This is a genomic window from bacterium (assembly GCA_024224155.1).
Lineage (GTDB): Bacteria > Acidobacteriota > Thermoanaerobaculia > Multivoradales > JAHEKO01 > CALZIK01.
Genome location: JAAENP010000420.1, coordinates 1 through 14,138, shown reverse-complemented (window position 1 = coordinate 14,138; position 14,138 = coordinate 1). Strand labels below are relative to the sequence as shown.

11 protein-coding genes are annotated in these 14,138 nt (G+C 63.7%); 7 read left to right on the top strand and 4 right to left on the bottom strand.

Going from position 1 to position 14,138, the window contains the following annotated elements:
• From GY769_20820 to GY769_20810, 3 genes are all read right to left on the bottom strand, one after another.
• Window positions 1–745 (bottom strand): hypothetical protein (locus GY769_20820; protein ID MCP4204362.1); only part of this gene is annotated, 745 nt, incomplete at its 3' end.
• 236 nt (window positions 746–981) lie between these two features.
• The gene (locus GY769_20815) at window positions 982–1,728 is read right to left on the bottom strand and encodes a response regulator transcription factor (protein MCP4204361.1); all 747 of its coding nucleotides are present in this window, start codon (window positions 1,726–1,728) and stop codon (window positions 982–984) included.
• A gap of 58 nt (window positions 1,729–1,786) precedes the next feature.
• Window positions 1,787–2,458: an SOS response-associated peptidase gene (locus GY769_20810; GenBank protein ID MCP4204360.1), complete on the bottom strand. Its 672-nt coding sequence runs from the start codon at window positions 2,456–2,458 to the stop codon at window positions 1,787–1,789.
• Window positions 2,459–2,550: 92 nt separating this feature from the next.
• Here GY769_20810 and ftcD point away from each other — a divergent pair, with 92 nt between their 5' ends.
• From ftcD to GY769_20790, 4 genes are all read left to right on the top strand, one after another.
• Window positions 2,551–4,239, top strand: coding sequence for a glutamate formimidoyltransferase (gene ftcD / locus GY769_20805; protein ID MCP4204359.1), 1,689 nt, complete (start codon window positions 2,551–2,553; stop codon window positions 4,237–4,239).
• Window positions 4,240–4,867: 628 nt separating this feature from the next.
• Entirely contained in the window at window positions 4,868–6,745 is a 1,878-nt protein-coding gene (locus GY769_20800; GenBank protein ID MCP4204358.1) for an aconitate hydratase, read from the top strand.
• Between the two features lie 30 nt (window positions 6,746–6,775).
• Complete coding sequence (locus tag GY769_20795) at window positions 6,776–7,846, top strand: asparaginase (GenBank protein MCP4204357.1); 1,071 nt, start codon at window positions 6,776–6,778, stop codon at window positions 7,844–7,846.
• Between the two features lie 25 nt (window positions 7,847–7,871).
• Entirely contained in the window at window positions 7,872–8,732 is an 861-nt protein-coding gene (locus GY769_20790) for an ABC transporter substrate-binding protein (GenBank protein MCP4204356.1), read from the top strand.
• Window positions 8,733–8,749: 17 nt separating this feature from the next.
• Here the strand turns inward: GY769_20790 and GY769_20785 are convergent, their stop codons facing one another.
• A complete protein-coding gene (locus tag GY769_20785; protein MCP4204355.1) occupies window positions 8,750–9,151 on the bottom strand; it encodes a cytidine deaminase in 402 nt (133 codons plus the stop codon).
• Here GY769_20785 and icd point away from each other — a divergent pair.
• From icd to sucC, 3 genes are all read left to right on the top strand, one after another.
• Entirely contained in the window at window positions 9,150–10,493 is a 1,344-nt protein-coding gene (gene icd / locus GY769_20780) for an isocitrate dehydrogenase (NADP(+)) (GenBank protein MCP4204354.1), read from the top strand. The two genes, GY769_20785 and icd, sit on opposite strands and share 2 nt — an antisense overlap.
• A 92-nt stretch (window positions 10,494–10,585) precedes the next feature.
• Entirely contained in the window at window positions 10,586–13,000 is a 2,415-nt protein-coding gene (locus GY769_20775) for a PP2C family protein-serine/threonine phosphatase (protein MCP4204353.1), read from the top strand.
• A 367-nt stretch (window positions 13,001–13,367) separates the two neighbouring features.
• Window positions 13,368–14,138, top strand: a 771-nt coding sequence (gene sucC, locus GY769_20770) for a succinate--CoA ligase subunit beta (protein MCP4204352.1), incomplete at its 3' end; no start/stop codon positions are given.

Genomic DNA, 14,138 nt, shown 5'->3' with positions numbered 1-14,138 from the left:
TAAGAAACAGGATGCCGTTGACATTTGTGAAGTTCCACAGACTCGACCCGCTGTCTCCTGGCTGGATGTCCTTGACCAGGACGGTGCCGGCCTCGGTACCGTCGCTCTTCCAAAGCTCCGAGCCGGAGGTGCCGTCGCGGGCTGCGAAAAGTACGATGCCGTTGGTTTCGGTGAAGTCGAACGGGGAGGAAGAGTCCTCCCCCGGGTTGATGTCTTTGACCAGTAGCGTACCGGCCTCGGTGCCGTTGCTCGTCCACAGCTCACGACCGTTGATGCCGTTGTCGGCTGAGAAGAAGACGATGCTATTGACCTCCGCGGGCTCGATCCATGGATCGGATGAGCCGGCTCCGGGGTTGATGTCCTTGACCAGAACGGTGCCGGCCTCTGTACCGTCGCTCGTCCACAGCTCACGGCCGTTAGCGTCGTCGTACGCGGTAAAGAGAAATGTGCCGCCTATGTTCGCGAGGTACACCGGATAGGAGGAGCTGGCTCCCGGACGGATGTCCTTGACCAGGACGGTGCCGGCTTCGGTGCCGTCGCTCTTCCACAGCTCGACACCGTGGGTTGCGTCCCGTTGGGAAAAGAAAAGTGTTCCGTTGACATCGGCCTTCTGAGATACGAAGAACCCTACTAGTGTCTGGTTGATGTCCTTGAGCAACTCGGGTACGACGGCATTCGAATGCGGGGCGCCTGCTGCCACCATCACCCAAAGGAGAACACCTCCGAGCCATCTGGAACGGCACATGGATCGCTTTCTATTTCGCTTCGGTTCTGTCAAGTGATCGTTGCCGTCGAACGCTCACGCGGCCGGAGTTGCGATGTTTCGGGATCCGCTGCATCTATTCTGGACCCCTATCGCCGTGGGTGCACCACCTGGATGGGTGGGAGTCCACTCTCAGGGGCGTGGCCGCGCCCTCGCGGCAAGTCAACGGAGCGGTCGCTGAATCGAATCCGCGATCAGCGGCTCGGGCTACCGCCCGGCTACAGGGAGCCGCTCGCGGCTTCCTTGGGATCGATGAAGCTGTAGCCGGCGCCGCGCTCGGTGACGATGTAGCGCGGCCGGCTGGGCGCCACCTCGATCTTTTGGCGCAACCGATGGATGTGAACTCGCAGCGTGTTCTCGTCGGCGCTCTGATTGGGCCAGACCCGGGCCAGGATGTAGCTGGTCAAGACCGTCTTGCCGGCGTTCTGCATCAGGATGTAGAGCAGCTTGGTCTCGGTGGGCGTGAGCGCGAGCGGCCTGCCGTTGATGATCGCCTTCTGTCGTACGAAGTCGACCGACAGATTCTCGTCGATGACGATCATGGCTTGCATCGTGTACGAGAAGTCGCCGATTCGCTTGAGGATGCGCCCGACTCTGGCGGCCAGCTCGGCTGGATTGAACGGTTTGATCATGTAGTCGTCGGCGTATTGCTCGATCGTCTTGACCACGGTGTCTTCGTCGTCGACCACTGTCAGCATGATCACCGGGACGTCGCTGATGTCATGGATTCGCTGGCAGAGCGAGAGTCCATCCAGGCCTGGCAGGCGAATGTCGATGACCGCCAGGTGAGGAAGCCCCTCGTCGTTCATCAGATTGAGGGCCATCTCCGCGGTTTCCGAGGTCATCACCTCGTAGCCGGCGTCTTCGAGAGTAGCGGTGATCAGCTCCAGCACTTCCGGATCGTCGTCGATGGCCAGAATGCGCTGCTTTCGGTCTTTCTGCTGCTCGAGGAGGTTGTCTGACATGGGGTTCCTACCGAAATTTCGTGGTTACATTGGTTGTGATTAAGACATAATCATAAAGTTAATTCGTAAAGAGGTCAACCGGGCCCGCGAGCGGTTTGATGCAATCGGGCTCGTCGCAAACCACATCGTTGACCCTGATTCCGACCGCCTCAGAGCACGTGTCGCCGGCCGGCCAGGGCTGGAATATGGCGCGGGCGGAAGACTCGGAAAGGCGGCCGGGATGAAGCCAATCGGCCTGGTGATTCCTGCCCAGGATGACCGGCATTCGGGGGTGAATCCGGCCCACGATGTCGTTGGCCACGGTCGTAAGGACGACGTAGGACAGCCGGGCGGACGCATCCTCGGTCCAGAGACCGGCGAACGCGAGCAGCGGCGATTCGCGCGAGGTGAAGTAGTAGGGCTGCCTGGTCCGACCGATCTTGGTCCATTCGAAGAAGCCGTTGGCGGGCACCAGACAGCGCTTCTTGGCGAAGCTCTCCCTGAACGCCGGCCGGTGCTCGAGATCCTCGGAGCGGGCGTTGATCACCAGCCGACTCTTTCCGGCTCGGGGGAGCGTGAATCCCCAGTGCGCAAGCAGAGCTTGCCGGCCGCTTCGCTCCACCGGCGCGACGATGATCGATTCCTGAGACGGAGCCAGGTTGTAACGAGCGGGCAGCTCCGGCGCTGTGCCCGTATCGAAGTACTCCGCGACCACGTCGTGAGGAGAAGTCAGGGTGTAGCGTCCGCACATGGTCACGAGCCGGAGCTTCGAATGCGTCGTACCTCCAGTCTATCTTGACCCTGCTACCATTTTCTTCGGCGGGCCGGTAGGAGGACCACCTTATGCAGCAGATCATCGAATGCGTTCCGAACTTCAGCGAGGGGCGCGACGCGGAGGTCATCGGTCAGATCACCGATGCCGCCGCGCGGGTCGAGGGTGTCGCCCTTCTGGATGTAGATCCGGGGCGGGCCACTAACCGGACCGTGGTGACGTTTGCGGGGGCGCCCGAGGCTGTGGTCGAGGCCGCGGTTCAGGCGGCGCGGGTGGCGGCCGAGTTGATCGACATGCGGCAGCACCACGGTGAACACCCGCGGTTCGGAGCTCTCGATGTCTGTCCATTGGTGCCGGTCAGCGGCATCACCATGGCAGAGACCGTCGAGTGGGCCCGCAAGCTGGCCAAGCGGCTGGGAGAGGAGGTCGGCCTCACGGTCTATTGTTACGAGAGCGCGGCGCTGTCCGAGAATCGAAGAAACCTGGCGACGGTTCGAGCCGGCGAGTACGAGGGCCTCGAGCGCAGACTGTCCGGCAGCGAATGGCGTCCGGATTTCGGCCCCGGCGAGTTCAAGCCGCGGTCGGGGGCCACCGCCGTCGGCGCGCGAGACTTCCTGGTCGCCTACAACATCAACCTCAACACGACCTCCTCCCGGCGAGCCAATGCGATTGCCTTCGACGTGCGCGAACGAGGCCGGGTCGAGAGAAAGGGCCATCCGCTGACCGGCGAGATCGTCCGAGACGACAACGGCGAGGCGGTCTACACCCCGGGCACCCTCAAGGCGGTCAAGGCGATCGGTTGGTACATCGAGGAGTACGGAATCGCGCAGATATCGATGAACCTGACCGACGTCAAGACGACGCCGATCCATGTCGCGTTCGATGAGGTCTGCGCGCGGGCCCGAGCCAGGGGGATTCGAGTCACCGGCTCTGAGCTGGTCGGACTGGTGCCTCTCAAGGCCATGCTCGACGCGGGCCGGTACTACCTCGAGAAGCAACAGATGTCACTGGGCGTTCCCGACAGCGAGATCATCAGGATCGCGGTGAAGTCTCTTGGGCTCGACGATTTGAAGCCCTTCGATCCCGCCGAGAAGATCATCGAGTATCGGCTCGGTACGCTCCTTCCCGCGGCGCCGAAGCTGGTCGAGAAGACCGTCGTCGGGTTCACGGAAGAGACCGCTTCCGAGTCTCCTGCTCCGGGCGGCGGGTCGGTTTCGGCCGGTGTCGGGGCGCTGGGCGCGGCACTCGGCACGATGGTCGCCAACCTGTCCGCCCACAAGCGCGGCTGGGACGAGCGTTGGGAGGAGTTCTCGATTTGGGCCGTGAACGGCAAGCTAACCTACGCGGCTCTGCTCGAGTTGGTCGACCGGGACACCGAGGCTTTCAACGCGGTGATCGCCGCCCACCGTCTGCCCAAGGGTTCGGAGTCCGAACGAGAGCACCGCGACGCAGCCGTCCAGACGGCGGCACGGCAGGCGATGGAGGTTCCTCTCGAAGTCATGGGAAAGGCGGTCGAGTCGATGCCCTTGCTCAAGGCCATGGCCGAGTCGGGCAATCCGGCCTCGGCGTCCGATGCCGGGGTCGGCGCGCTGTGTGCGCGCGCCGCGGTGCGAGGCGCGTATTTGAACGTCAGGATCAACGCGAGCGCTTTGGAGGACCAATCCCTGGCAGCCGATCTGATCGCGCGCGGCAAAAGCCTCGAAGACCAGGCCGCCGAGCTCGAGGCCGAGATCCTGGCGATTGTCGCCGACAAGCTCTAGGGCGCGCGGAACCGGCAATTCGGCGACTCCTGATGGGGCGCCTCTCTGACAGGCGCCGATCGGCAGGGCAGCGACCTTCGATGTGAAGAGCCGGTCTCGGCCTTGCCTGCGCGGAGCCGTTTGAGGCGGTGCGAGGATCCGGCGTGGCGACTGGAGGGGGAGACGAGGACAAGCGATTTGCCCGCACCGCAGCGGGAGAGAAAAGGGAACGTTCACCCTGCATCAGGTTCTCGAGATCAGCAGTCCGAAGAATACCCTCTGTCGCGACCGATCTGCCCCCTTTCTCGAGCGCGAGGAGACGCGCAAAGCGCCCGAGACGGCCTCTTCAGGAGCCCGCCGGATCGCACGAGCCGAGAGGCTCGAGCGCTGGCGAGGCCGGGTCCGGCGTCAGCCCGAGGCGGCCCCTGGCCGGCTGCTCTGCCGAGTGGCAGCCGAAGCGAGCGCTTGGACGCCGCTCGTTGGACTCCGACCAGGCCCAAGCCGGAAGCGCGATAGACTCCGCCGATCGGAGATCCCCGCCTTGAGGCCACCAGAGACCATTCGACTCACTCCCGGCAAACGGGTTCTCTACCTCACCAAGGATCCCGAGCTGATTCGCCGACAGCTCGCCGGCGAGCTCGATCTGGAGATGGCCCACCTGACGGTGGCGGACCTTCTCGACGACATCAACACCGACGCCATGACGCCGGCCTGGGTCTGCTTCTCGCACCGGCCCGAGGACATCGCTCGGGATGCCTATGCCGGCCTGATCGTCGACGGCGAGAGGCTCTTCGGGCACGAGGAGCTCATGAAGGGCGGCTTCGAGGTCATCGTGTCGGGGTATCGGAAAGGCGTCGGCAGCTCGCGCGAGACCGCGGTCCAGGCCGAGAAGTGGTGCGGCATCCGAATCGCGATCGCGGCCTCCTTTGCCCCGATTCACGCCGCCAACAACATCAACCAAGGTGTCTTGATGGCCGGTCATGAGGTACTTCGGCGTCTGGAGGCGGGCGAAGGCGTGCCGCTCGAGGACTTCCTGGCCGGCCACGATCCGATCACGCAGCTGAAGATCCGCGCGGGGGGCTTGTTCGCGTTCTCGAGGGCACTTGCCGGCGGAGAGATCGAGCTCCCGCCGGTTGAGACCGGGCCGCGGGGCATGACCATGTGCGAGAAGATTCTCGCGCGCCATGCGGAGCCGGAGCGTGAATACGTGAAACCGGGCGACGCCATGGTGGTCGACGTAGACGGTGGCTACTCGCACGAGTTCACCACGGCGCAGGTCCACTATTTCCTGGAGCAGGAGTACGGCGCCGACTACGTGCTCAAGGACCCCGGCCGCTTCGCGATCTTCGAGGATCACTTGATCTACGCCGACGAGGTCCCCAAGATGATGCCTTTCGTCGAGAAGATCAACACGTTGCGCGAGCTTCAGCTCGTGTTTCGGGATCACTCCGATGTTCAGGATTTCTCGGCCAAGGACGGAGTCTCGCCGGGAATCTGTCATGAAGTCGCGCGCGAACGTCTGGTGTCACCGGGACAGTTCATCCAGGCCACCGACAGCCATACCTGCATGGGTGGATGCAACAACGCTCTGACCTGGGGAGTTGGAGCCACCGAGTACGCCAACCTGATCCACTCCGGATTCACCACCGTGGAAGTTCCGGAGTCGATCCGCTTCGACCTGGTCGGTGGTCTTCGAGAGGGCGTCACTGCCAAGGACTTGATGCTGTACGTCCTGCTGGAGTACGCCAAGCCGCAGAAGACGCTCAAACGTGTGATGGAGTTCGGCGGGCCGGGTCTGGCCAGTCTGTCCATGGACGAGCGCGCGACCCTCACCAACATGGCCACCGAATGCTCGGCTCGCACGGCAATCGTCGAAGCCGACGACAGGACCTACGAATGGATCCTCGCACGCCGCCGCGAGCTCTCGAGAGCGGACCTCGAGCGAGCGTCGATCCGTCCCGACGCCGAAGCTCACTACGACGGCGGGCGTTACACCCTCGACCTCGAAAGCATTCGTCCGATGGTCGCCCATCCCGGGAATCCCGATATCGGAGTCCCTTCCGATCCTACAAATGGCGCCTACGTGGACGAGATCGGTGACGTCGAGATCGACATCGCCTATGGCGGTAGCTGTACCGCGGGCAAGATCGATGACCTGGTCTTCTACCATCGGGTCGTGAAGGAAGCGGTCGACAATGGCCTGTCGGTGGCACCGGGGGTTTCCTTTCTGATCCAGTTCGGTTCGCGGGAAGTCGAAGAGTACTGTTGCGAGAACGCCTTCATCGAGACCTTTGAGAAGGCCGGAGTTCGGCTGATTCAGCCCGGCTGCGGAGCCTGCATCGGTTGCGGCCCGGGAGTATCGGATCGAGAGGACCAGGTGAGCATCTCGGCGATCAATCGCAACTACAAAGGCCGATCGGGACCGGGCCGGCTCTATCTCGCTTCGCCGCTGACCGTGGCGGCGTCGGCTATCACAGGCAAGATCACCGCCTACCAGGCGGGCATGTTCGCTTTGGTGTCGGTCTAGAGCCTTGCCGGCCGGGAGTATCGCAACGCCGTGAGTGAGGGTTTCTCGCGGGTTGCCCGTACGGTGCGCGGTAGCTGGACCGAAAACACCCATTTCGGAGTTGCTGTCGTCACCACTCCCGACGGCCGCATCGTCGGTAGTCTGGGCGACTCGGAGCGCAGGGTCTTCCTGCGCTCGGCCGCCAAACCTCTTCAGCTTCTTCCGCTCCTGGTTGCCGGCGGCAGAGAGCGCTTTAGCCTCTCCCAGGCGGAGATTGCGCTCATGTGCTCTTCCCATGCCGGCTCCGACGAGCACGTGCGGGCGGTGCGGGGGCTTCTGGATCGGAACGGAATTTTGGAGGAGAGCCTGACTTGCGGCATTCATCCCCCTCTCGGCCAGGAGGCCGCAACCGCCCTTCGCGAACAGGGCGAGAGTCCGAGCCGCTTGCACAACAACTGCTCGGCCAATCACGTCGGGCAGTTGATGGCCTGTCTGCTCCTGAATTCGCCGACCGAGGGCTATAGCGAGATGGGGCACCCGCTGCAGCAGAAGGTGCTGGGCCTGGTCGCGGAGTTTGCCGGCATCGAAACCGAGGAGATCCAAACCGGAGTCGACGGTTGCGGGCTGCCGAGCTTCCGGGTTGCCACCGCCCAGGCCGCGCGTCTATACGCTTGTCTGGCCGACCCGAAAGCCGGCGGCGTCGCCGAAGACCTGGTCCCGCACTCGAGAGCAGTGATCGAAGCCATGGCAGCGCATCCGGACATGGTCGCCGGGCCGGGTCGGTTTACGACCGAGCTCATTCGGGTCACGGGCGGCCGGTTGATCGGCAAGGAGGGAGCCGAGGGGTTCTACGGCGTTGCCGTCCGGGGTCCAGTTGCTCTGGGGATTGCGATCAAGATCGCTGACGGGACCGAAGAATGCCGCGATGCGGTGGTCATAGAGCTCCTGCGTCAGGCGGGCTGTCTCAGCCTGGCCGAGTTCGAGCAGCTGTCGCCGTTCTACGGAAAGGAGCTCAGGAATCACGAGGGTGAGGCGGTGGGAGAGCTTGCTCCCGATCTCGAGCTGGTCCAGAGTGAGATCTGGGACACGAATGAGCCGAGACCGGCCGAAAGAGCCGGTTGAGATACGGTATTGAGGGAGACAACAGTTGCCAGACCCAACCAAGATCAGAATCGCTCACAGCCCGGATTCGGACGATGCGTTCATGTTCTATGCCCTGACCCAGGGGCTGGTCGACACCGGCGGACTCGAGGTCGAGCATCAGCTGGACGACATCGAGACTCTGAATCGCGCGGCCTTCGAGGGCAAGTACGAGATCACGGCCATTTCCTTTCACGCCTATCCCTATCTGGCCGATCGGTACCGTTTGATGCCCTGTGGCGCCAGCTTCGGTGACGGTTACGGCCCGGTAGTCGTCGCCACCGACGATGTCGACCGCGAGGGCCTCTCGGGCCAGACGGTGGCCATTCCGGGCAAGCTGACGACGGCGCATCTCGCTCTCAAACTCTGGAACCCGCAGGTGCGGACCACCGTGGTGCCTTTCGATCAGATTTTCGAGGCTGTCGAGTCGGGCTCGGCCCGCGCCGGCGTCGTGATTCACGAGGGCCAGCTGACCTGGGGTGACCGGGGTTTGCAGGCGGTGGTGGATCTCGGAGCCTGGTGGCAGGATGAGACCGGCGGACCGCTGCCGCTGGGCGCCAACGCGATTCGCTCGGACCTTTCGTCCGAGATGCAGGTTCAGCTCTCCAGAATGCTCCGAGCGAGCATCGACTACGCTCTGGATCACCGCGAGCCGGCTCTTGACTACGCGATCCGCTATGCCCGGGACATCGAGCAAGACCGACAAAGGTCGGATCGTTTCGTCGGCATGTACGTCAACGAGTGGACCCGCGACTACGGTGAAGCCGGCCGGGCCGCCGTGCGGCAGCTCCTCCGGCGCGGATTCGAGGCCGGCATTATCGACCGGGCCGTCGAGCCAGACTTCGTCGAGCTCGGGAACGCCACTTAGGTGGTGTCCCTTCCGACCTAGGTTTCGGATCCCGGCGGGAATTCGAAGGGGTGGGGTAGAAGATCGCTGAGTCGATACTCCTTGCTATCACCCTGGACGTTGGCGAGCAGCACCGGGAGATCCGGTCGCCCGAACTCGGTCAGGACCTCCAGGCATTGTCCACACGGCGGCGAGGGCGGCTCGGTGTCGGTGACCACCGCCACCGCGGCAATCGCGCGGTGGCCCTGGGCGACGGCTGATAGTACGGCCACGCGTTCGGCACAGACCGTCAGCCCGAAGGTGCGGTTTTCGACGTTGCATCCGGTGAAGACGCTGTCGTCCTCGGTCAGGATCGCCGAACCGACAGGGAAGTTGCTGAACGGGCAATAGGCGTGCTCGCGCACCTCTCTTGCGGCCTGCAGAAGCTCGGTCCAGTCCATGGGCCGGTCAATCTACCACGCCGATCGCTGTGGTAGCCTGCATAGCCCGCGCAACTTGAGCGCGCGGCTCAAAGCCCCCTGGAGGACGCACGAGGTGAGCAAGAACATCGGTCGATTGACGGCGCCCGCAGATGGCCAAGAGATTACCTGGCGCGAGGGCGTTCTCGAGATTCCCGAACGGCCTGTCATCCCCTTCATCGAAGGTGACGGCATCGGACCTGACATCTGGCGGGCGACCAAGCTGGTGCTCGATCGAGCGATCGCAGAAGCCTACGGCGGCTCGAAGTCGATTGCCTGGATGGAGGTTTTCGCCGGGGAGAAGGCCAAGGAAGAGTACGACGAGTGGTTGCCTCAGGACACGATCGAAGCGCTCAAGCACTTCAGGGTCGGTATCAAGGGGCCGCTCACGACTCCCGTCGGCGGTGGCTTTCGTAGCTTGAACGTGACCTTGCGGCAGGTCCTGGATCTCTATGCCTGCGTTCGTCCGGTGCGCCACATCAAGGGTGTGCCCTCCCCGGTCAAGGACGCGAGGCTCGTCGATATGGTGATCTTTCGCGAGAACACCGAAGACGTGTACGCAGGTATCGAATGGGAAGAAGGATCGACCGGGGCGGCGAAGCTGATCGAGTTTCTGCGAGCGGAGCTGGGCAAGCGGGTTCGGGAAGACTCGGGCGTCGGCATCAAACCGGTCTCGGCCACAGGCAGCAAACGGCTGGTGCGCAAGGCGCTCGAGTACTCTGTCGCCCAGGGCCGGACCGATGTCACCTTGATGCACAAGGGCAACATCATGAAGTTCACCGAAGGTGCCTTCAAGGACTGGGGCTACGAAGTTGCCAGGACGGAGTTCGAGGATCAAACGGTGACCGAAGCGCGGCTCTGGGACGAGTTCGATGGCGAGCTCCCGGAAGGCAAGATCCTGGTCAAGGACCGGATCGCCGACGCCATGTTCCAGCAGGTGCTGTTGCGGCCCGCCGAGTATCAGGTGATCGCGACCACCAACCTCAACGGAGACTATCTTTCGGATGCGCTCGCAGCCCAGGTCGGTGGGCTGGGAATGGCGCCCGGCAGCAACGAGGGCGACGGCCTAGCCCTCTTCGAGGCGACCCACGGCACCGCGCCGAAGTACGCGGGGCAGGACAAGGTCAACCCGGGTTCCTTGATTCTCAGTGGAGTCATGATGCTCAGGTGGCTCGGCTGGGGCGAGGCCGCGGACCTCGTCGAATCCGGCATTGCTGCGGCGATTCGCGAGAAGCGAGTGACCTACGACTTGGCGCGCCAGATGAAGGGTGCGACCAAGGTCAAGACCTCGGAATTCGCCGAGACGATTATCGCCAGTTTCTAGGGCCGGTGGATTTCGCTTCCCGGGCTGCAACCTTGTCCCGGCGGCGGCGTATCGACACCTGAGATAATTCCAAGGGAGTTGCCGGCTTGGTCATGAACACGGATTCCAACCGCCGCCGTCGCGACCTCATTTGGGTCGCAACCGGTTTGCTCGCCGCGCTCGCCGTGATGTGGAGTTTTCCGCGCGCCTATCCGCTCTTTCCCACCGACTGGACGGTATCCAAGGAAGAAGCCGTAGACATCGCCTTGGAGAGGATTCGAGACCTGGGCGAGCTGCCGTCGAGGCCCTACGTGCTGGCTCGCCTCAACTCGACACCGGTGCTCGAGCCGATGCTTCAGGCGGCCGAAGCCAGCCGGGACGAGATTCGCCAGAGCGCGCCGGGGCGCGAGCTTCTGATATGGGAAGTCGTGGTTTACAGGCGCGACTCGCCGTCCAATGAATGGGAGTACCGTGTCCGGGTCAGGGGCGACGCCGAGGTCTCGGAGCTCCGCCGCAGAGTGCCTCCCGACGAAGCCCGGCCGGACATCACCGACGCCGAGGCCGCCCGTCGAGCGGACGCCTTCTTGGGAAAGCAGGGCTTCGACCTCGCGGACTTCGACCCGTCCCAGATCCGTCAACGGCAGCTTCAAGCGCGAACCGATCGTGTGTTGCGGTATCGAGATCGGGAGTCGGTTCTGGGCGAGGATTTCGACTACGGACTGGAAGTCCTGTTCGCGGGCAACGAGCTCACCGGCTTTGCTCGGTACTTCGACGACCCGGGGCGCGAAGCGTTTCAGCGCACTCTTCAGACGCTGACGCTTCTGCAACAGGCCTGGATCTTCATGGCGGTTCTGCTGGTTCCCCTGATCGCGGTTCCGTTTGTCCGTCGGTACCACGCCGGCGAGATCGGTGTGCGAAGAGGCCTGCAGATTTTGGCCGCGGCCATCTTCTGCGGCGCCTTGATCTTGTTCTTCTGCGGGCGGGTCGTGTCCGCGGGCGTGACGATCGGCGTCTTGACGCGGCCGCAGACGACATTCGTCGTGGTGTTCCAGCTCATGCTTCTCTATTTCTTCCCGCTGGGCTTCGCCGGCTTCTTGAGCTGGTCGGTGGGTGAGTCGCTGTGTCGGACCAACCACCCTCATCGGCTTGCGGCCTTCGACGCCCTGTTTCAGGGCCGTTGGCTGAACGCGACATTCGCTCGCTCTTCTCTGAGGGGATTGGTGGCGGGCCTGCTGGTCTCGGCCGCGCTCCTGGCCCTGGCGGCACTGGTCCGCGGCTACGGCGCATGGGCTTCCACCGCGTTCTTGTTCGGGCTGTGGTGGGAGAGTGCCTCCTGGTTCAGTGTTCCTTTGCTGGCCTCGGCAATCGTGGCCGGGCTCTACGGCGGCCTCTTCGGCCGGTTGTTTCTGGTTTCGTACCTCGAGCGGCGCATCGGAATCTGGGGCGCGGCGATCGTGGCGACGGTGGTCGGCGCGTTTCTCTTTTTTCCGATGCAGTTCGTGTTCCCGACCAGCTGGAGCCCCGTCTTCTGGATCCTGCCGCCGCTGGTTTTCGTTGTGCTCTTCGTACGCTACGGCATCATGACCAGCATCCTGGCCCAGATGACCGTGCTGATCGTTCTCGGGGCCGGACCTTTTCTTGGCGTCGCCGATCCGGCGATGCAGTTCCAAGCTTCGCTGGCGCTGCTGGCGGTGTCGGCTCCGCTCATCGTGAGCGTGCGCCACCTATGGAGCGGGCGGGAGTTTCTCTACCGCTACGAGGACGTACCGCCGCACGTGCGCCGAATCGCCGACCGCGAGCGCCAAAAGGTGGAGCTCGAGACCGCTCGCAGAATCCAGACGTCGATCCTTCCCGAGCTGCCCCCGCAGCTGAACGGTGTGGAGATGACCCACAGCTATCTTCCCGCGACGGAGGTCGGGGGCGATTTCTACGATGTTCTGGCTCTGGAAGATGGCCGCCTGGCGGTGGCGGTAGGAGACGTCGCCGGCCACGGAGTCTCGAGCGGCCTGGTGATGTCGATGGCCAAATCGGCTCTTTCGGTGCAGGTGACGTTCAACCCTGAGGTCGAGGCGGTGTTCTCGACGTTGAATCGCATGGTCTATCAGAGCGCCCGCAAGCGACTGCTGACCACCCTCTGCTATGCCTTGGTGGATCCGGCGAAGCGCGAGATGTTCTTTGCCAGCGCCGGCCATCTCTTCCCATACCGGATCTCGAGTCGAAACGAAGTCCAAGCACTCGAGTCGGTGTCCTATCCTCTGGGTGTGCGCGACGAGATCGACGTGCGGGTGCGCTCGGCCAATCTGGAAGCTGGCGACTACCTGTTCATGTTCAGCGACGGTGTGGTCGAGGCTCGAGATCGCGCGACCGATGAGCTGTTCGGATTCGAGAGGCTGGAGCGGAGCCTGAAGAGGCATGCCGGTGGCTCGGTTCAAGAGCTTCGCCGGGGCGTGCTCGCGGATCTCGACGAGTTCACCGGTCCCGGGCCGCGCGACGACGACCTGACAGTGCTCGTGCTGCGGCTTCCCTGACCGCCAGAGTCTCAATAGCGATAGGGCTCCGCTTGCCCTCGAGCGAGGCGAAGGGTCTCGACCTTGGGCTGCGGGTGTCCGTGGGACGATGCGGTTGTAGCGGTCGACCTCCGTGTCGACCGTCTTGGCGTCGCTCACAACTCCTTGTTCACGCTACCGATAGAGGCCGCCGGTGCTGCCTCTTCGGGGGCCATCAGTAGATAGAGAGGCTCCCTTCGAGGCCCACTCGGTGCTCCTTCAGCCGAGGATGGTGCAGCGGTCGACCTCCGTGTCGGAACACCAAGAAGCCGTGTCCCCGATGATAAGCTGCCGCCCCCGAGAGGCGTTCGCGGCTCTCGCGTCGCAACGAAAACCACCGGAGAACAATTTGAAGATTCACGAGTATCAGGCCAAGGAGATCCTGCGTCGGTACGGCGTGGCGACGCCCCGAGGCAAGATGACCGAGGACCCGGCCGAGGCCGGCAAGCTCTGTGCGGAGTTCGATGGCAAGTGCGTAGTCAAGGCTCAGATCCACGCCGGCGGTCGCGGCAAAGGCGGAGGCGTCAAGCTGGCCGCCTCACCGGCGGAAGCAGAAGAGATGGCGGGCCAGATTCTGGGCATGCAACTGGTCACCAAACAGACCGGTCCCGAGGGGCAGAAGGTCCGGCGCCTGCTGATTGAAGAGGCCGTGGACATCGCTCAGGAGCTCTACTTGAGTGTTCTCTTGGACCGCGAGAGCGGCTGTCCTCTGGTGATGGCCTCGGCCGCGGGAGGCATGGACATCGAGGAGGTCGCCGAGAAAACGCCGGAGGCGATCGTGCGCCAGCTCATCGACCCGCACCTCGGCATCCAGCCGTTTCAGGCGCGCCGGGTGGCGCGGCGCCTGGGTCTCGCCGGTGGCACCGCCAAGCAGGCTGCCAAGCTGGTCAGCGCGCTCGTCAAGGCCTACCTGGCGAGCGATGCTTCGCTGGTCGAGATCAACCCACTCCTGGTGACCGGCGCCGGCGACGTGATGGCGCTGGACGCCAAGATGTCGTTCGACGACAGCGCGCTCTTCCGTCATCCTGATTTCAAAGAATTGCGCGACCGGGCCGAGGAGGATCCTCTCGAGGTCGAGGCGTCGAAGCACGGTTTGAACTACATCAAGCTCGACGGCGAG

What these genes read in the sequence shown, in the direction of transcription:
- icd (MCP4204354.1), top strand. Translation starts at nt 9,150, where the DNA reads ATGGGCCGGTCAATCTACCACGCCGATCGCTGTGGTAGCCTGCATAGC.
- GY769_20775 (MCP4204353.1), top strand. Translation starts at nt 10,586, where the DNA reads ATGAACACGGATTCCAACCGCCGCCGTCGCGACCTCATTTGGGTCGCA.
- GY769_20800 (MCP4204358.1), top strand. Translation starts at nt 4,868, where the DNA reads ATGGCCCACCTGACGGTGGCGGACCTTCTCGACGACATCAACACCGAC.
- GY769_20815 (MCP4204361.1), bottom strand. Translation starts at nt 1,728, where the DNA reads ATGTCAGACAACCTCCTCGAGCAGCAGAAAGACCGAAAGCAGCGCATT.
- ftcD (MCP4204359.1), top strand. Translation starts at nt 2,551, where the DNA reads ATGCAGCAGATCATCGAATGCGTTCCGAACTTCAGCGAGGGGCGCGAC.
- GY769_20785 (MCP4204355.1), bottom strand. Translation starts at nt 9,151, where the DNA reads ATGGACTGGACCGAGCTTCTGCAGGCCGCAAGAGAGGTGCGCGAGCAC.
- GY769_20810 (MCP4204360.1), bottom strand. Translation starts at nt 2,458, where the DNA reads ATGTGCGGACGCTACACCCTGACTTCTCCTCACGACGTGGTCGCGGAG.